The organism is Pseudomonas sp. CAM1A, from assembly GCF_047501685.1.
Classification (GTDB): Bacteria; Pseudomonadota; Gammaproteobacteria; order Pseudomonadales; family Pseudomonadaceae; genus Aquipseudomonas.
The window spans coordinates 539,852-557,828 of the sequence record NZ_JBFNXP010000001.1; the positions used below are offsets into that span (position 1 = coordinate 539,852).

At 64.2% G+C, this 17,977-nt stretch carries 18 protein-coding genes; 10 read left to right on the forward strand and 8 right to left on the reverse strand.

Features of this window, described 5'->3' with window-relative positions; all coding sequences use genetic code 11:
• Positions 1-106 precede the first annotated feature (106 nt).
• Positions 107-724 (reverse strand): c-type cytochrome, encoded by a 618-nt coding sequence (locus tag ABZO33_RS02525; RefSeq protein ID WP_414534720.1) that lies wholly within the window; start codon positions 722-724, stop codon positions 107-109.
• Positions 725-755: 31 nt separating this feature from the next.
• Positions 756-1,058, reverse strand: a complete 303-nt coding sequence (locus ABZO33_RS02530) for a c-type cytochrome (RefSeq protein ID WP_414534721.1) — start codon at positions 1,056-1,058, stop codon at positions 756-758.
• 208 nt (positions 1,059-1,266) lie between these two features.
• Between ABZO33_RS02530 and yihA the strand changes: the two genes are divergently transcribed.
• The gene (gene yihA, locus ABZO33_RS02535; RefSeq protein WP_414534722.1) at positions 1,267-1,899 is read left to right on the forward strand and encodes a ribosome biogenesis GTP-binding protein YihA/YsxC; all 633 of its coding nucleotides are present in this window, start codon (positions 1,267-1,269) and stop codon (positions 1,897-1,899) included.
• 381 nt (positions 1,900-2,280) lie between these two features.
• Here the strand turns inward: yihA and polA are convergent, their stop codons facing one another.
• Positions 2,281-5,031 (reverse strand): DNA polymerase I, encoded by a 2,751-nt coding sequence (polA, locus tag ABZO33_RS02540; RefSeq protein WP_414534723.1) that lies wholly within the window; start codon positions 5,029-5,031, stop codon positions 2,281-2,283.
• Positions 5,032-5,105: 74 nt separating this feature from the next.
• Between polA and ABZO33_RS02545 the strand changes: the two genes are divergently transcribed.
• Entirely contained in the window at positions 5,106-5,393 is a 288-nt protein-coding gene (locus tag ABZO33_RS02545; protein ID WP_046853618.1) for a DUF2782 domain-containing protein, read from the forward strand.
• 71 nt (positions 5,394-5,464) lie between these two features.
• Positions 5,465-6,415 (forward strand): homoserine kinase, encoded by a 951-nt coding sequence (locus tag ABZO33_RS02550; RefSeq protein ID WP_414534724.1) that lies wholly within the window; start codon positions 5,465-5,467, stop codon positions 6,413-6,415.
• 97 nt (positions 6,416-6,512) lie between these two features.
• On the opposite strand, the gene ABZO33_RS02555 is transcribed toward ABZO33_RS02550, so the two are convergent.
• Positions 6,513-7,469, reverse strand: coding sequence for a zinc ABC transporter substrate-binding protein (locus ABZO33_RS02555; protein ID WP_414534725.1), 957 nt, complete (start codon positions 7,467-7,469; stop codon positions 6,513-6,515).
• A gap of 18 nt (positions 7,470-7,487) precedes the next feature.
• On the opposite strand from ABZO33_RS02555, the gene zur reads away from it, so the two are divergent.
• The 4 genes from zur (at position 7,488) to ABZO33_RS02575 (ending at position 10,355) form a co-directional block, all read left to right on the forward strand.
• Positions 7,488-7,973, forward strand: a complete 486-nt coding sequence (gene zur / locus ABZO33_RS02560; RefSeq protein ID WP_414534726.1) for a zinc uptake transcriptional repressor Zur — start codon at positions 7,488-7,490, stop codon at positions 7,971-7,973.
• Complete coding sequence (znuC, locus tag ABZO33_RS02565; protein ID WP_414534727.1) at positions 7,970-8,743, forward strand: zinc ABC transporter ATP-binding protein ZnuC; 774 nt, start codon at positions 7,970-7,972, stop codon at positions 8,741-8,743. The genes zur and znuC overlap by 4 nt, the downstream gene beginning before the upstream one ends.
• Positions 8,736-9,518, forward strand: a complete 783-nt coding sequence (znuB, locus tag ABZO33_RS02570) for a zinc ABC transporter permease subunit ZnuB (RefSeq protein ID WP_414534728.1) — start codon at positions 8,736-8,738, stop codon at positions 9,516-9,518. Before znuC ends, znuB begins: the two co-directional genes overlap by 8 nt.
• A gap of 129 nt (positions 9,519-9,647) precedes the next feature.
• Positions 9,648-10,355: a PA5502 family lipoprotein gene (locus ABZO33_RS02575; protein WP_414534729.1), complete on the forward strand. Its 708-nt coding sequence runs from the start codon at positions 9,648-9,650 to the stop codon at positions 10,353-10,355.
• Positions 10,356-10,414: 59 nt separating this feature from the next.
• Here ABZO33_RS02575 and katE read toward each other — a convergent pair whose 3' ends face one another.
• Entirely contained in the window at positions 10,415-12,559 is a 2,145-nt protein-coding gene (gene katE, locus ABZO33_RS02580; RefSeq protein WP_414534730.1) for a catalase HPII, read from the reverse strand.
• A 222-nt stretch (positions 12,560-12,781) separates the two neighbouring features.
• Between katE and ABZO33_RS02585 the strand changes: the two genes are divergently transcribed.
• From ABZO33_RS02585 to ABZO33_RS02595, 3 genes are all read left to right on the forward strand, one after another.
• The gene (locus ABZO33_RS02585) at positions 12,782-13,789 is read left to right on the forward strand and encodes a methionine ABC transporter ATP-binding protein (RefSeq protein ID WP_414534731.1); all 1,008 of its coding nucleotides are present in this window, start codon (positions 12,782-12,784) and stop codon (positions 13,787-13,789) included.
• Positions 13,789-14,460, forward strand: a complete 672-nt coding sequence (locus tag ABZO33_RS02590) for a methionine ABC transporter permease (protein WP_023632566.1) — start codon at positions 13,789-13,791, stop codon at positions 14,458-14,460. The genes ABZO33_RS02585 and ABZO33_RS02590 overlap by 1 nt, the downstream gene beginning before the upstream one ends.
• Positions 14,461-14,524: 64 nt before the next feature.
• On the forward strand, positions 14,525-15,295 hold the full coding sequence (locus ABZO33_RS02595; protein WP_414534732.1) for a MetQ/NlpA family ABC transporter substrate-binding protein: 771 nt from the start codon (positions 14,525-14,527) through the stop codon (positions 15,293-15,295).
• An 87-nt stretch (positions 15,296-15,382) separates the two neighbouring features.
• Here ABZO33_RS02595 and ABZO33_RS02600 read toward each other — a convergent pair whose 3' ends face one another.
• From ABZO33_RS02600 to ABZO33_RS02610, 3 genes are read right to left on the reverse strand one after another with little or no spacing between them, the layout of a single operon-like run.
• The gene (locus tag ABZO33_RS02600) at positions 15,383-16,015 is read right to left on the reverse strand and encodes an SCO family protein (protein ID WP_028688687.1); all 633 of its coding nucleotides are present in this window, start codon (positions 16,013-16,015) and stop codon (positions 15,383-15,385) included.
• The gene (gene cyoE / locus ABZO33_RS02605) at positions 16,012-16,860 is read right to left on the reverse strand and encodes a heme o synthase (protein WP_414534884.1); all 849 of its coding nucleotides are present in this window, start codon (positions 16,858-16,860) and stop codon (positions 16,012-16,014) included. The genes ABZO33_RS02600 and cyoE overlap by 4 nt, the downstream gene beginning before the upstream one ends.
• Positions 16,861-16,895: 35 nt before the next feature.
• Entirely contained in the window at positions 16,896-17,969 is a 1,074-nt protein-coding gene (locus ABZO33_RS02610) for a COX15/CtaA family protein (RefSeq protein WP_414534733.1), read from the reverse strand.
• Positions 17,970-17,977: the final 8 nt, after the last annotated feature.

Below are 17,977 nucleotides of genomic sequence, written 5' to 3' on the forward strand. Positions count from 1 at the left end.
AAGGGCGCGAGTTCTGTAGTGTAACGGCTAAGAACGAAAAAAAGGGCAGCGCAGGCTGCCCTTTTCATCTTTAGCGCTTGTGCATTAACCAAGTGTTAACACGCACTCAGTGCAGGCCCTGGATGTAGCTGGACAGCGCTTCGATGTCCTTGTTGCTGAGCTTGCCGGCGATGGTGCGCATGGTCATGGCGTCGCCGTCGTTGGTGCGGTTGCCTTCGCGGAAGTCGGTCAGCTGCTTGCTGACGTACTGCGCGTGCTGGCCACTGAGGTGCGGGAACTTCGCCAGGGCGATGCCTGCACCATTGGGGGAGTGGCAACCGGTGCAGGCCGGCATGCCTTTCTCCAGGTTGCCGCCGTTGAACAAGGCACGACCATGCTCGACGAGCTTCGGATCGGCGGCACCCACGCTGCCTTTCTGGCTGGCGAAGTAAGCGGCGATGTCGGCCAGGTCCTGGTCGTTGAAACTGGCCAGCATGCCGGTCATCTCGAGCACGGTACGCTTGCCGTCCTTGATGTCGTGCAGCTGCTTGTTCAGGTAGGGCTCACCTTGGCCGGCGAGTTTCGGGAAATTCGGTGCCAGGCTGTTGCCGTCCGGGTTGTGACAGGCACCACAGACAGCTGTCTTGGCCTGGCCGGCGGCGGCATCGCCTTTGATGGGTCCCGCAGCAGTTGCCGCACCTGCGACCCCCATGGTCAACAGCAGACTCACGACTAGTTTGTTCATCAGCTAATCCAACACGGCTAAGGGTGAAATGTTATGTATCGGGACTGCCGCTCATCCAAAGGATGACCAAACGGTAGTCCTCGGCACTGCAGTCCATGCACAATCCACGCGGCGGCATAGCCTTGAAACCCTGTGTAACATGTACCAGCAGTTGCTCCATGCCTTGCGCCAGCCTTGGCTCCCAGGCCGCCCGGTCACCACTCTTGGGTGCCTGGGGCAGTTGTCCGGCGTGACAGGCCGCGCACGTGCGGTTGTACAACGCCTCGGGATCCTGTGTAGCCTGTGCGCTGAAAAACGGCAGGAACATACCGACAGCAAGCAGCCATTTCGCCATGCGAAACGACCTGACAGGGTTGGGGGCCGCGCTGCGTTCTGTTGCGCGAGCTATTGTTCGACACCCCATGCTCAATTGCCTTCGCTGGGCGAATGAGCACACAAAAACTGGGGCATTATATACTTCCGCCAGCCAAACGGAAACGACACCGCTTGCCAGGCCTGGTCCTACGCCTCCAGCGCTGGGCAACACCCACATCGGAAATCCCATGCAAGTCAAGAACCCCATCCTCGGCCTCTGCCAGAAAGCCAAATTCGCCCTCAGCGCCGCCAAGGTCGAACAATGCCCCGAAGACCAGGGTTACGAGGTGGCTTTCGCCGGCCGTTCCAACGCCGGTAAATCCAGCGCCCTCAACACCCTGACCCACGCCAGCCTGGCGCGTACCTCGAAGACCCCCGGCCGCACCCAGCTGCTGAATTTCTTCAGTCTGGACGATGAACGGCGTTTGGTCGACCTGCCGGGCTACGGTTATGCAAAAGTGCCGATTCCGCTCAAGCAGCACTGGCAGAAACACCTGGAAGCCTACCTGGGCAGCCGCGAATGCCTGCGCGGGATCATCCTGATGATGGACACCCGCCATCCGATGACCGACTTCGACAAGATGATGCTCGACTGGGCCAAGGCCAGCGGCATGCCGATGCACATCCTGCTGACCAAGGCCGACAAGCTGACCCACGGCGCCGGCAAGAACACCTTGCTCAAGGTGCAGGCGGAAATCCGCAAGGGCTGGGGCGATACCGCGACCATCCAGCTGTTCTCGGCGCCCAAGCGTCTGGGCCTGGAAGAGGCGTATCGCGTGCTGGCGGACTGGATGGAGCTGGAAGACAAGCCGGCTGTCTGAAGGCCAAGGGATACTTCGTGGGAGCGGGCTTGCCCCGCGATGACCGTATCGCGGGGCAAGCCCGCTCCCACGGATTTCCCAGGCCTCTGGCCGAATTCCGGGCAAAAAAAACCCCGGACTTCGTATGGGGAGGGGGAAGTTCGGGGTCCAAGTCCGGACCGCTAGGGCGGGGTCCAGATATCTGCCAACACTTAACACAACATAGGAGCATCGAAAGGCTTCACCAGCCATTCAGTACCTCTGAGTGGCGGTTCACCGGTTTAGTTCCGAGCCCCTAGAAACTATTTGCGATAGTTTCATGAAGCGCTCGATCTAAAGCCCGAGGCCTGCGCCGGATCCGCGACACTACGCCGCAGATCCTACACAGCTTTCACGCGGCGTTTAGTGAGCTTCGTCCCAATTCGAGCCAACGCCCGCTTCCACCAGCAACGGCACATCCAGTTGCGCCGCGCCGCTCATGTGAACCCGGATTTCAGCTTTCACCTGTTCGACCAGGTCTTCGCGCACCTCGAGCACCAGTTCGTCGTGCACCTGCAGGATCACCCGCGCATCCAGCCCGCTCTCGGTCAGCCAGTTGTCCACCGCCACCATGGCGCGCTTGATGATGTCCGCCGCGGTGCCCTGCATCGGCGCGTTGATCGCGGTGCGCTCGGCGCCTTTGCGCAAGGCCGGGTTCTTGGCGTTGATGTCCGGCAGGTACAGGCGACGCCCGAACAGGGTTTCGACGAAGCCCTTTTCAGCGGCCTGGGCGCGAGTGCGCTCCATATAAGCCAGCACGCCAGGGTAGCGGGCGAAATAGCGGTCGATGTAGTCCTGCGACTGCTTGCGGTCGACGCCAATCTGCTTGGCCAGGCCGAACGCGCTCATGCCGTAGATCAGGCCGAAGTTGATCGCCTTGGCGCTGCGGCGCTGGTCGATGGTGACCTCTTCGAGGCCCACGCCGAACACCTCGGCGGCGGTGGCGCGGTGCACATCCAGGTCATTGCGGAAGGCATGCAGCAGGCCTTCATCCTTGGCCAGGTGGGCCATGATGCGCAGCTCGATCTGCGAGTAGTCCGCCGCCAGCAATTTGTAGCCGGGGCTGGCCACGAAAGCCTGGCGGATGCGGCGGCCCTCGGCGGTGCGGATCGGGATGTTCTGCAGGTTCGGGTCGCTGGACGACAGTCGGCCAGTGGCTGCCACCGCTTGCTGGTACGACGTGTGGATGCGTCCGGTACGCGGGTTGATCTGCCCCGGCAGCTTGTCGGTGTAGGTGCTCTTGAGCTTGCTCAGGCTGCGGTACTGCATCAGCACCTTGGGCAGCGGGTAGCCCTGTTCGGCCAGGTCATCCAGGACCGCCTCGGCGGTGGACGGCTGGCCCTTGGCGGTCTTGCTCAGTACCGGCATGCCCAGCTTGTCGTAGAGGATCGCGCCCAGTTGCTTGGGCGAGCCCAGGTTGAATACCTCACCGGCAAGCTCGAAGGCCTCGCGCTCCAACTCCACCAGCTTCGCCCCCAGTTCGCCGCTCTGCACGCCCAGCAGCGCGGCATCGACCAGCGCGCCCTGACGCTCGATCTTCGCCAGCACCGGCACCAGCGGCATCTCGATATCCATCAGCACCGGCAGCACGCTGGGCGTCTGGGCCAGGCGCGCCTGCAGCGCGTGGTGCAGACGCAAGGTGATGTCCGCGTCTTCGGCGGCGTAGGGGCCGGCCTTGTCCAGCGGGATCTGGTTGAAGGTCAGCTGCTTGGCGCCCTTGCCGGCGATATCCTCGAAGCCGATGGTGGTGTGGTCCAGGTACTTCTGCGCCAGGCTGTCCATGTCGTGACGGGTGGCGGTGGAGTCGAGCACGTAGGACTCGAGCATGGTGTCGTAGGCCACGCCGCGCATGTGGATGGCCGGGCTGCCATTGGCCAGGATGTTGATGTCGTACTTGGCGTTCTGGCCAATCTTGCCCTTGGCCGGGTCTTCCAGCAGCGGCTTGAGCGCCAGCAGCACGCGCTCGCGGTCCAGCTGGGCGGGAGCGCCTTCGTAGTCATGGGTCAGGGGTACATAGGCGGCTTCATGGGGCTCGACGGCGAACGACAGGCCGACGATCTGCGCCTGCTGGGCATCCAGGCCGGTGGTTTCGGTATCGAAGGCAAACAGCGGCGCCTGGCGCAGCTTTTCCAGCCAGGCGTCGAAGCGGGCCTGGTCGAGGATGGTTTCGTACTTCGGCTCGACCTTCTCGGCAACGGCAGCCTCGACGGCAACGGCGCCTTCACCGGCCTGGGGCGCGCTGCGCTGGACTTCGGCAACCCAGCTCTTGAACTCCATTTCGGCGTACAACGCCAGCAGCGCTTCACGGTCCGGTTCGCCGCAGACCAGGGCATCCACCTCGACATCCAGCTCCACGTCGCACTTGATGGTAGCCAGCTCGTAGGAGAGGAAAGCCGCGTCGCGGTGCTCCTCAAGCTTGGCGGCGAGGGTCTTGGCGCCGCGAATGGCCAGGCCCGGCACCTTGTCCAGGTTCTGGTACACATCGCTCAAGCCGCCACCGATACCGGTCAGCAGGCCCACCGCGGTCTTCTCGCCAACGCCAGGCACGCCAGGGATGTTGTCGACCTTGTCGCCCATCAGGGCGAGGAAATCGATGATGTGTTCGGGCCCGACGCCGAACTTCTCGTGCACGCCGGCGACGTCGAGCACGCTTCCGGTCATGGTGTTTACCAGGGTAACGTGGCCGTCCACCAACTGGGCCATGTCCTTGTCGCCAGTCGAGATGATCACCGGGCGGCCGGCGGCGGCGCTGCTGCGCGCCAGGGTGCCGATCACATCGTCGGCCTCCACGCCTTCGACGCACAGCAGCGGGTAGCCGAGGGCGCGGACGCTGGCATGCAGCGGCTCGACCTGCACCCGCAGGTCGTCGGGCATGCTCGGGCGGTTGGCCTTGTACTCGGCGAACATGGCGTCGCGGAAGGTCCCGCCCTTGGCGTCGAAGACCACCGCGAACAGGCTGTCCGGGTACTGCTTGCGCAGGCTCTTGAGCATGTTCAGCACGCCCTTGACCGCGCCGGTGGGCATGCCTTTGGAGGTGGTCAGCGGCGGCAGCGCGTGGAAGGCGCGGTAGAGGTAGGACGAACCGTCCACCAGGACGAGGGGCGCTTGGCTCATGAGGAGAATCAACCTTTTCGACGGGTCCGGCGCTAGAATAGCCGGATCAATGACGACAAAAGGACTAGGTTATCATGCGCACACTCAATCGCCTGTTACTGCTCGGTCTGCTGGCCACCATGCCAGTCGTCACCCAGGCGGCGGACGAAGCCCCATCGGCCGATCCCGATGTAACCATTCGCACGGAAGGCGATAAAACCATCCAGGAGTACCGTCAGAACGGCTTCCTGTATGCGATCAAGGTCACGCCGAAGAACGGCAAGCCTTATTTCCTGGTACGCGCCGATGGCTCCGAAGGCAATTTCATTCGTTCCGACCAGCCGGACATGCTGATTCCGTCCTGGAAGATCTTCGAGTGGTAAGCTAGTAACGCGTATCGTTCTTATCAACCAGGCACTTCCGGCGGAAGTGCCCGCATGGGCAATTCTTCAACATGTCAGTCTTCACCCCTGTGTCCCGGCCTGAGCTGGAAACCTTTCTGGCGCCATACGAGCTGGGCCGCCTGCTCGACTTCCAGGGCATCGCCGCCGGTACCGAGAACAGCAATTTCTTCGTCAGCCTGGAAAAAGGGGAGTTCGTCCTCACACTGATCGAGCGCGGGCCGGCTGAAGACATGCCATTCTTCATCGAACTGCTCGACGTGCTGCACGATGCCGACATGCCCGTGCCCTACGCCGTGCGCGACCGCGACGGCAATGGCCTGCGCGAACTGTGCGGCAAGCCTGCGCTGCTGCAGCCACGGCTGTCGGGCAAGCACATCAAGCTGCCGAACAACCAGCACTGCGCCCAGGTCGGCGAGCTGCTGGCGCACATTCACCTGGCCACCCGCGAGCGCATCATCGAGCGCCGCACCGACCGGGGCCTGGACTGGATGCTCGAATCGGGCGCCGAACTGCTGCCGAGCCTGAACCAGGAGCAAACCGGGCTGCTGCAGCCGGCGCTGGCGGAAATCACCGCGCACAAGGCGCAGATCCTTGCCCTGCCCAAGGCCAACCTGCACGCCGACCTGTTCCGTGACAACGTGATGTTCGAAGGCACCCACCTGACCGGACTGATCGACTTCTACAACGCCTGCTCCGGGCCGATGCTGTATGACATTGCCATCACCGTGAACGACTGGTGCCTGGACGAGCAGAGCGGTATCGACCTGCCGCGCGCCCAGGCATTGCTGGGCGCCTATGCGGCACTGCGACCGTTCACCGCCGCCGAAGCGGAGCTGTGGCCGGTGATGCTGCGGGTGGCGTGCGTGCGCTTCTGGCTGTCGCGCCTGATCGCGGCGCAGGCGTTCGCCGGGATGGACGTGATGATCCATGACCCGAGCGAATTCGAGGTGCGCCTGGCGCAGCGTCAGCGGGTGGCGCTGAAGCTGCCGTTCGCGCTCTAGAGGGCGATAACGCAACCTGTAGGAGCGGCTTTAGCCGCGATCACCCGCGCAGCGGGTGCCACACAACGTGGCGCCTGCTTCGCGGCTGAAGCCGCTCCTACAACTGCTCCAGGCAGCCGGCGAGGTCGCTGCCCAGCTTCTCCAGCAAGCGCTCATAGCCCTTGCCATCGACCGCATCGCTCCCACCCAGCGCATCGAGCTCAGCCAACCGCACCGGCAACCCGGCCGTCAGCGTCTCGGCCAGGCGCGGCCTCAGCGGCGGCTCGCTGAACACACAGGTCTTGCCCACCGCCTGCAAGCGCTTGCGCATGGCGGCGACGTGCTGCGCGCCCGGCTGCACCTCGGAGGCCACGCTGAACACGCCAGTGTGCTTCAGGCCATAGGCGGCCTCGAAGTAGTCGAACGCCTCGTGAAACACGAAGTAAGGCTTGCCGGCGATCCCCGCCACACGCTGCTTGATGCGCGCATCCAGGGCATCCAGACGCTCGACGAACTGCTTGAGGTTAGCCTGGTAGCGCGGGGCATTGGCCGGGTCGGCCGCTGCCAGGTCGCCGGCCATCTTTGTCGCGATCACCCGGGCATTAACCGACGACAGCCACAGGTGCGCGTCGAGGCTGCCCGGACGGTGGTCGTGGTCATGATCGTCGTGGTCTTCCTCGTCATGGGAGTGGCTGTCCTCGCCGAAATGACGCAACTGCATGCCCGACAGCGACTGCACGGCCACGGTCGGCTTGGCGCGGCTCTTCAGCACGCGGGGCAGGAACCCTTCCATGTCCGGGCCGATCCAGTACAGCAGGTCGGCATCGGCGACCTTGCGCACGTCGGAGGGGCGCAGTGCATAGTTGTGCGGGGAGGCGCCCGGTGGCAGCAGCACATCGGGGCTGCCGACACCGTCCTGAACGGCGGCGGCGATCTGTTGCAGGGGCTTGATGCTGGTCAGCACGCGCACATCGGCATGGGCCGAAAAAGCGATGAAAGCGACAAAGAGGGCAAGGATTCGGGACACGGTGGATACTCGGGTCGTCAGAAACAGGTAACATAATAACGTCTCCATCCTGAACCGTCGCTGCCCATGTCCATCACGCCGCTGGCCCACCGTCCCCACGATCACTCCCATTGCGTCCACAGTGCGCTGGCCGAGGCCGACGCGCTGTGCAACCGTCAGGGCCTGCGCCTGACCGCCCTGCGCCGTCGCGTGCTGGAACTGGTGTGGCAGAGCCACAAGCCGCTGGGCGCCTACGATATCCTCGCCGTGCTCAGCGAGCAGGACGGCCGCCGCGCCGCGCCGCCGACCGTCTATCGCGCCCTGGACTTCCTTCTGGAAAACGGCCTGGTGCACCGCATCGCCTCGCTCAATGCCTTTATCGGCTGCAGCCATCCCGAGCACGCGCACCAGGGGCAGTTCCTGATCTGCCGCGAATGTCACGTGGCCATCGAGCTGGAGCAGAACAGCATCAGCGACGCCATCGTCAGCAGCGCCAGTGCCGTTGGCTTTGCCGTCGAGACGCAGACCGTCGAAGTGGTCGGCCTGTGCGGCAACTGCCGGGGCAAGGCATGAGCGATGCCCTGATCCGCCTCGAGCAGGTCGGTGTCAGCTTCGGTGGCGAAGCGGTGCTCGACAGCATCGACCTGGCGGTGGCGCCCGGCCAGATCGTTACCCTGATCGGTCCCAACGGCGCCGGCAAGACCACCCTGGTGCGCGCCGTGCTGGGCCTGCTCAAGCCGCATCGCGGCAAAGTGTGGCGCAAGCCCAGGCTGCGCATCGGCTACATGCCGCAAAAGATCCAGGTGGACGCCACATTGCCCTTGTCGGTACTGCGCTTTCTGCGCCTGGTGCCCGGCGTAGACCGTGCGGCAGCCTTGGCGGCATTGCAGGAAGTCGGCGCCGAGCAGGTGATCGACAGCCCGATCCAGACCATCTCCGGCGGCGAAATGCAGCGCGTGCTGCTGGCCCGCGCCCTGCTGCGCGAGCCCGAGCTGCTGGTACTCGATGAACCGGTGCAGGGTGTCGACGTGGTTGGCCAGACCGAGCTGTACAACCTGATCACCCGCCTGCGCGACCGCCACGGCTGCGGCGTGCTGATGGTTTCCCACGACCTGCACCTGGTGATGAGCGCCACCGACCAGGTGGTCTGCCTCAACCGCCATGTGTGCTGCTCGGGCCACCCGGAGCAGGTCAGCAACGACCCGGCCTTCGTCGAGCTGTTCGGCCAGAACGCGCCGAGCCTGGCCATCTATCACCACCATCACGATCACAGCCACGACCTGCACGGCTCGGTGGTCGCCCCTGGCACCCATGTCCACGGAGAGCACTGCAAGCATGGCTGATTTTCTTCTCTACGCCCTGCTTGCCGGTGTATCGCTGGCGCTGGTCGCCGGCCCCCTGGGCTCGTTCGTGGTGTGGCGGCGCATGGCCTATTTCGGCGACACCCTGTCCCATGCCGCACTGCTCGGCGTGGCCCTGGGCTTCGCCCTGGATGTCAGCCCGGCGCTGGCGGTGACCGTCGGCTGCCTGCTGCTGGCGATCCTGCTGGTGACCCTGCAACAGCGCCAGCCGCTGGCCTCGGACACCCTGCTCGGCATCCTCGCCCCCAGCACACTGTCGCTGGGGCTGGTGGTGCTGAGTTTCATGCACGATGTGCGCATCGACCTGATGGCCTACCTGTTCGGCGACCTGCTGGCGATCAGCCCTACCGACCTGGCCTGGATCCTCGGCGGCAGCGCCTTGGTGCTGGTGCTGCTGGCGATGTTCTGGCGACCATTGCTGGCGGTGACCGTGCACGAGGAACTGGCGATGGTCGAAGGCCTGCCAGTGACCGGCCTGCGCCTGGCGCTGATGCTGCTGATCGCCGTGGTGATCGCGGTGGCGATGAAGATCGTCGGCGTGCTGCTGATCACCTCGCTGCTGATCATTCCGGCCGCTGCGGCACAGCGTCACGCCCGCTCGCCGGAACAGATGGCCGTGGGCGCCAGCCTGCTGGGGGTTACCGCAGTCTGTGGCGGCCTGGCGCTGTCCTGGTTCAAGGACACCCCGGCCGGGCCTTCGATCGTGGTCTGTGCGGCAGTGCTATTCTTGCTGAGCCTGGCGTTGCCGAAACGCTGAATTTTCAGGGTGCGCGCAGGCGCATCCTGCAACCTTTTCGCAGGTTTCGAGTCTGAGAAGACCTGTTTCCGAGCGTGCGCACCTGGGTGTAGACTTGCTCGCTTTTTGCGCAAATAGAGAGTCGCAGGAATGAAGCCGTTCGCCTCACGTTATCTGCTTGTTGCCGCGTTTTCCCTGTTCCTGGCGGCCTGCTCCAGCAAGCCGGCCGAGCAGCCGGTGGCGCCTGCCCAGCCCGATGCCTGGCAGCAGCTCGAGCAAAGCATCGCCAGCAACGAGCTGGCCACCGCCGAGGATCAACTGGCCGCCTTGCAGGCCCAGGCACCGGATGATTCGCGCCTCGAACCGCGTCAGCGCCAACTGGCCGAGGCCTACCTGCGCCGTAGCCAGATCGTCCTGCAGAAGGGCGATGTGAATGCCGCTGCCACGGCATTGGCCCGCGCCCGGGCGCTGATGCCGCAAGCACCGGCCCTGACCGGCGGCGATGCCGTGGCCCAGGCACGCAAGGCCGAACTGGAAAAGGCCGAAGCGGCGCTCAAGGCTGCCGAGTCCAAGCCCGAGGCCCGGGTTATCGACCCGACCGCGCCCACCACCGTCGTGGCGCTGAAAACCACCGATAGCCGGGCGATGCGTCGCCAGCTGGACGATATCGCGGCGGACGTGGTGAGTTATCAGTGCGAGGTGGTGTTCCAGGTGCCCCGCACCGAGGATGCGCCTTGGCTCAAGACCCTTCTGCAGAAGCGGGTGCGCAAGCTCGACAGTGGCTTTGCGCTTAAGCAGAAGCATGAGATCCAGCGCTCATTGCCGGCGCAGGTGGTATTGATCCCTCATCAGCAGTGAACAATCGCGGGGCCAGTCGGAGCGGCGGTGCGGCGATCCGACTGGCCCCGCGATGCTTTCTAGGCCGGCACCGCCTCGGCAGCCGCCTCCCGCGCCCACACCCGGTGCCCCTCGACGGCCTTGAAGAAGGCCTCGAGGGCCTTCTGGTCATCGCCCAGCAACAGCCCGGCATCTTCCTTGAGCCCTAGCTTGTTCAGCAGTAGCTTGCCCTCACTGGCTACGCCCATGGGCTTGAGATGCTTGTAGGCCTCGAGCAGGAAATGCTTGGCCACGCCGCTGTTTTCCAGCGCCTCCAGCGAAGCCTTGCCCGCCGGCACCCACACGCCATCGAACATCACCGACGGCATGCCCTCCATCGACGCATCCACCGGCAGCTGTTGGCCACCGGCAGTCTTCACCGGTGCCGAGGTCGGCCCCAGCAGCATGGGGCGCGCACTTTGCGCCTCCAGCGCCTTGACCACCTTGTCGACACTCGCATCCTCCACGCCACCAGCCACCAGGATGGCGATCTTGCGCCCGCTGATGCCGATGTCCCCGGGGTGGTTCATCTGGCTCAAGGCCTTTGACTGCGCTGGCTTGCTGTCCTTGACCTTGACCGTGCCGGCCTTAGGCGCAGGCAGCCCGAGGTTGGCCGCCACCGCCGCCGCCAGCTTGAGGTCGATGTTGGCCAGGATCTCGTTCACTTCCCGCGCCCGGATCGTCTCGCGCTCGACCTTGCCCAGCTCGAAGCTGTAGGCCTTGATGATGTGCTGCTGCTCGGTGGGGCTCATGCTCTGGAAGAACAACCGCGCCTGGGAGAAATGATCGCCGAACGACTCGCTGCGCTGGCGGATCTTGTTCGCATCGATACGTTCCTGGTAGCTCTCGAAACCGCCATCCTGCGCGGCGGGCGGCGTTTCCTTCGGCCAGCCGCCATCGATCGAGTTGGGTTCGTAAGAGGCTCGCCCCTTGTCGAGGGTCATGCGGTGCATGGCATCGCGCTGGCTGCTGTGATTGGGCGCGACGGGACGGTTGATCGGGATCTCGTGGAAGTTCGGCCCGCCCAGGCGGCTTATCTGGGTGTCGGTGTAGGAAAACAGCCGGCCCTGCAGCAAGGGATCATTGCTGAAATCGATGCCCGGCACGATGTGCCCGGGGCAGAAGGCGATCTGCTCCACTTCGGCGAAGAAGTTGTCCGGGTTGCGGTCGAGCACCATCTTGCCCAACGGCGTCACCGGTACCAGCTCCTCGGGGATGATCTTGGTCGGGTCGAGCAGGTCGAAGTCGAATTTGTGCTCGTCGGCTTCAGGGACGATCTGCACCCCCAGCTCCCATTCTGGGTAATGGCCGGTCTCAATGGCCTCCCAAAGGTCGCGGCGGTGGTAGTCGGTGTCCTTGCCCGCCAGCTTCTGGGCTTCGTCCCACAGCACAGAGTGCACGCCCTGGCGCGGCTTCCAGTGGAACTTGACGAAGCTTGCCACGCCTTGGGCATTGATCAGCCGGAAGGTATGCACGCCAAAGCCTTCCATCATGCGCAGGCTGCGCGGGATGGCCCGGTCGGACATCGCCCACATGACCATGTGCGCGGATTCCGGCACCAGCGAGACGAAGTCCCAGAAGGTGTCGTGTGCCGAGCCGCCGGTGGGCATCTCGTTGTGCGGCTCGGGTTTGACCGCGTGGACGAAGTCGGGAAACTTGATCGCGTCCTGGATGAAAAACACCGGCATGTTGTTGCCGACCAGATCGAAATTGCCTTCATCGGTGTAGAACTTCACCGCAAAGCCGCGCACGTCGCGCACCGTGTCGCCCGAGCCACGTGGGCCCTGCACGGTGGAAAAGCGTACGAACACCGGGGTGATTTTCTCGGGATCTTGCAGGAAACCGGCCTTGGTCAGCTCGGCATGGCAGCCATAGCTTTGGAAGTAGCCATGGGCGCCGGTCCCACGGGCATGGACGATACGCTCGGGGATCCGCTCATGGTCGAAGTGGGTGATCTTCTCGCGCATGATGAAGTCTTCGAGCAACGAAGGCCCACGGGCACCCGCTTTGAGGCTGTTCTGGTTGTCGGCGATCTTCACCCCCTGGTTGGTCCGCAGGGCCTGGCCACTGGCGTCGCTGCGAAAGGCTTCCAGGCTCTGCAGCTTGGCATTGGTGTTGGCCTTGTCCGGGGTGTCGGTACCGGCGACAGGGCTGGGCTGTGGCGCCTGGGGCTTCTTGCTGGGCATCTTCGGCTCTCCTCATCAGTCTTCAGGCTGCCCGTTCGGGCTTGTTCAATTAGTGACTGGGCCGCCGTCGGATGCGTTCAATCGGATTGCCGACCGTCGCGTTATGCCGATTGGATTGGAGCGTGACGAAATAAATGCTAAGAACACGCAGGGGAAAAGGCTAAAATGCGCGCCCCGGCTAACCGCTGACCCAAATTCCATGCGCCCCACAAGGTTCGCTCAGTGATCGAGTTTCAAAATGTCCACAAGACCTACCGCGTTGCCGGTAGGGATATCCCGGCCCTGAACCCGACCAGCCTGACCATCGAAGATGGCCAGGTGTTCGGCCTGATCGGCCACTCCGGTGCCGGCAAGAGCACCATGCTGCGCCTGATCAACCGCCTCGAGGAGCCGTCCGGCGGCAAGATCGTGGTCGACGGTGAAGACGTCACCGCCTTCGACTCGAACCAGCTGCGGCGCTTCCGCCAGCAGGTCGGCATGATCTTCCAGCACTTCAACCTGCTGGCCTCCAAGACCGTCGCCGACAACGTGGCCCTGCCGCTGGTACTGGCCGGCGAGCTGTCGCGTGGCGATATCGACAAGCGCGTCACCGAACTGCTGGCCCGTGTCGGCCTGTCCGAGCACGCGAAGAAGTACCCGGCGCAACTGTCGGGCGGGCAGAAGCAGCGCGTCGGCATCGCCCGCGCCCTGTCCACCAACCCGAAGATCCTGCTGTGCGACGAGGCCACCAGCGCCCTCGACCCGCAGACCACCGCCTCGGTGCTGCAACTGCTGGCCGAGATCAACCGCGAGCTAAAGCTGACCATCGTGCTGATCACCCATGAGATGGACGTGATCCGCCGGGTCTGCGACCGCGTGGCGGTGATGGATGCCGGGCAGATCGTCGAGCAGGGTCCGGTGGCGGATGTGTTCCTGCACCCGCAGCACGCCACTACCAAGCGCTTCGTCCAGGAAGACGAGCAGGTCGACGAGAACGAGCAACGCGACGATTTCGCCCATGTGCCGGGGCGCATCGTGCGCCTGACCTTCCAGGGCTGCGCCACCTATGCGCCGCTGCTGGGCACCGTGGCCCGCGAAACCGGTGTGGACTACAGCATCCTGGCCGGACGCATCGACCGCATCAAGGACATACCCTATGGCCAGCTGACCCTCGCCTTGATCGGTGGGGACATGGATGCGGCATTCGCCCGCTTCACTGCAGCTGACGTACATATGGAGGTACTGCGTTGATGGACATCCTCAGCTATTTCGCCAACGTCGACTGGGTCGAGATCTGGCAGGCGACCAACGACACCATGGTCATGCTGTTCATCTCACTGGCCTTCATCATCCTGCTGGGCCTGCCCCTGGGTGTCGTGCTGTTCCTGTTCAGCCCACGGCAGATGTTCGAGCACAAGAAGGTCTACGCAGTGCTGGCGACCATCGTCAACATCGTGCGCTCGGTGCCGTTCATCATCCTGCTGATCGTGATGATCCCGATCACGGTGCTGATCACCGGCACCTCGCTGGGTGTCGCGGGCGCGATTCCGCCGCTGGTGGTCGGCACGACGCCGTTCTTCGCACGCCTGGTCGAGACGGCCCTGCGTGAAGTGGACCGCGGCATCATCGAGGCCACCCAGTCGATGGGCGCCACCACCCGCCAGATCATCTTCAAGGCCGTACTGCCTGAAGCGATGCCGGGCATCATCGCCGCCATCACCGTGACCGCCATCACCTTGGTGTCCTACACCGCCATGGCCGGCGTGGTCGGGGCCGGTGGCCTGGGCGACCTGTCGATCCGCTTCGGCTACCAGCGTTTCCAGACCGACGTGATGATCGTCACCGTGGTGCTGCTGGTCATCCTGGTCCAGGTACTGCAAATGATCGGCGACAAACTGGTCGTGCACTTTTCCCGTAAGTAACCCCAATGGGGTCGGCCCAGCCGACCCGTTCGGGGGCCGTCGCGGCCCTCACAAGGAGTGATCAATGAAGAAGCTGCTTGCTGTTGTCGCCGCCGTCGCGGCCTTCTCGGCCAACGCCGAGACCCTGACCGTCGCCGCCACCCCGGTGCCGCACGCCGAGATCCTCAACTTCGTCAAGCCACAGCTGGCGAAGGAAGGCGTGGAGCTGAAGGTCAAGGAGTTCACCGACTACATCCAGCCGAACGTGCAGGTGTCGGAAAAGCGCCTGGACGCCAACTTCTTCCAGCACCAGCCGTACCTGGATGAGTTCAACAAGGCCAAGGGTACTCACCTGGTAAGCGTCGCCGGCGTGCACATCGAGCCGCTGGGCGTGTACTCGACCAAGGTCAAGAAGCTCGACGAACTGCCTTCCGGCGCCGCCGTGGTCATTCCCAACGACGCCACCAACGGCGGCCGTGCCCTGCTGCTGCTGGACAAGGCCGGAGTGATCAAGCTCAAGGACAACACGAACATCCTGTCGACCATCAAGGACATCGCCGAGAACCCGAAAAACCTGAAGTTCCGGGAGCTGGAAGCCGCCACCATCCCGCGTGTGCTGACCCAGGTCGATGCCGCCCTGATCAATACCAACTACGCGCTGGAAGCCAAGCTCAACCCGGAAAAAGACGCCCTGGCCATCGAAGGCAAGGACTCTCCGTACGTGAACATCCTGGTGACCCGCGAGGACAACAAGGACGCGGACGCGGTGAAGAAGCTGGTACAGGCCCTGCACTCGCCTGAGGTGAAGCAGTTCATTACCGAGAAGTACAAGGGCGCTGTGGTTCCTGCGTTCTGATCAACGCCTGAAACAATCGCGGGGCAAGCCCGCTCCCACGTGTTAGTCGTGGGAGCGGGCTTGCCCCGCGATGTTTTCAAGCCCCGATCAATCGCGCTTGACCAGCCCCGGCAACTGCGCCACCAGCTTCTGGTTATTGAACGGCGCACGGATGAACCCGCGCTGGCGCCCGTCCGGGCCGACCACCGCCAGGTTGCCGCTGTGATCCACGGTATACCCGGGCTTGCTGGTATCGGCCGGAATGAACGGAATGCTCAAGGCATTGGCGAGCTTCTGGGTGTCCTCGATCGAGCCCGCCACCCCGACGAAATCCTTGTCGAAGTAGCCCAGGTACTGCTTGAGCTGGTTCGGCGTGTCGCGGTTCGGGTCGACGCTCACCAATACCACCTGCAAACGCTCCAGCGCCTCCTTGGGCAGTTCGCTCTTCACCTGGCGCAGCTGGGCCAGGGTGGTCGGGCAGATGTCCGGGCAGTAGGTGTAGCCGAAGAACAGCAACGACCACTTGCCCTTGAGCTGGTCCAGCACCAGCGGCTGGCCGTTCTGGTCGGTCATTGTCACGTCCGGCACGGTGCGGCTCTGCGGCAGCAGGATGATGCCGGCATCGATCAGTTCGGTGGGGTTCAACTGACCACGGTCGTTGAGCACCTTGTTGACGGTCAGGCCCATGATCAGCGCGACCAGGGCAACGAGGATGAAGACGGTTTTCTGGGTTCGGGTCATAGGTTCAGCAACAGGTAGTGGTCTACGAGCAACGCGATGAACAGGGCGAACAGGTAGCCGATAGAGTACTTGAACGTCTTGATCGCCGCGTGCGGCCGGGTGCCACGGTACAACACCCAGGCCCAGTGCAGGAAGCGCAGGCCCAGCCCCAGGGCACAGGCGAGGTACAGTGGGCCGCTCATGTGGATGGCATAGGGCAACAGGCTCACGGCCAGCAATATCAAGGTGTAGAGCAGGATATGCAGGGCCGTGTAACGCTCGCCATGGGTAACGGGGAGCATGGGAATATCAGCTTTTGCGTACTCCTCCTTGCGATGAATCGCAAGGGCCCAGAAGTGCGGCGGTGTCCAGGCGAAGATGATCAGCACCAGCAGCAGCGGCTCGGCGCCCAGGTGCCCGCTGACCGCCACCCAGCCCAGCAATGGCGGTGCTGCCCCTGCCAGGCCGCCGATCACGATGTTCTGCGGCGTGGCCCGCTTGAGAAAGCCGGTGTAGAGCACCGCGTAACCCAGCAGCGAAGCCAGTGTGAGCCAGGCGGTGAGGGGGTTGGTAAACGCCAGCAGCAAAACCATCCCCGCCACGGCCAGCAGCAAGGCGAACAGCAGTGCCGGCAAAGGCGCGACCCGGCCCTGGGCCAGCGGGCGCTTTTGGGTGCGCGCCATCAGCGCATCGACACGACGATCGACCACGTGATTGACCGCCGCCGCGGCCCCCGCGCACAAGCTTATCCCCAGGTTGCCGAACAACAGGACGCTCCAGGCCACCCCCGCGCGGGTGGCGAGAAACATCCCCACCAGCGAAGTGATCAGCATCAGCACCACGACCTTGGGCTTGGTCAGTTCCATGTAGTCGCGCCATCCGGCGCGCTGGCGTTCCGTGCTTAGAAGCGTCGCCACGAATCGTTCCTCATGTGATGAGTGAGTTGCCCCCCGACCACCGGCGTCAGGCGCCAGCCATGGCCCACGCGAACCTTGTCGACCACGCGGATGCGGTAGTTCACCAGCACCATGGTCAGCAGCAGCAGCGCACCGCCTGCGTTGTGGGCAACGGCCACGCCCAACGGCAGGTGGAACAATACATTGCTGATGCCCAGGCCCAACTGCAGCGCCAGCGCCAGCAATACCAGGCGTGCCAGGCCGCTCAAACCATGGCGGTGCAGCTTCCAGCTGAGCATCGATAGCACCGCCAGCACCAGCATTGCGCCGAGCCGGTGGCTGACATGGATCGCGGTGCGCGCATCGCTGTCCAGTTGCCCGCCCAGGTAATTGGGGCCGACATGCTGGGTCAGGTGGAAGCCGTTGCTGAAGTCCGCCGCCGGCCACCACTGGCCATGGCAGGTGGGCAGGTCGATACAGGCCACCGCCGCGTAGTTGGCGCTGACCCAACCCCCCAGGGCGATCTGGCCGATCACCACCAGCAGTGCCAGCGCCGCGATACGTCGCAGGCTCAGCGGCAGTTTCGGCAAGGGCGCAAAAGCCCGGGATAGACGCAGGGATAGCAGGAAAAGCAGGCTCACCGTGGTGAACCCGCCAAGCAGGTGCGCGGTCACCACCTGGGGCCACAGTTTCAGTGTCACCGTCCACATGCCGAACGCCGCCTGGGCCAGCACCACCCCTAGCAGCAACACCGGCAGGCGGTAGGGCTGGCCGTCGTGGGCATGCCGGCGTACAGCCTGGAAGGCGAGCAGTGCGATCACCATTGCCAGGGTGCCGGCGAAATAGCGATGGACCATCTCGGCCCAGCCCTTGGCTTCTTCTACCGGGTGCTCAGGGAAGTGCAGCTCGGCATGGGCCAGTTGGGCATCGGTCTTGGGCACGCTGATGAAACCGTAGCACCCCGGCCAATCGGGGCAGCCAAGACCGGCGTGAGTCAGGCGAGTGTAGGCGCCGAGCAGCACGACCAGCAGCGCCAGCAGCGTGGCAAACACAGCAAGGCGGAATCCGGGTCTGGCCATGGCAACCT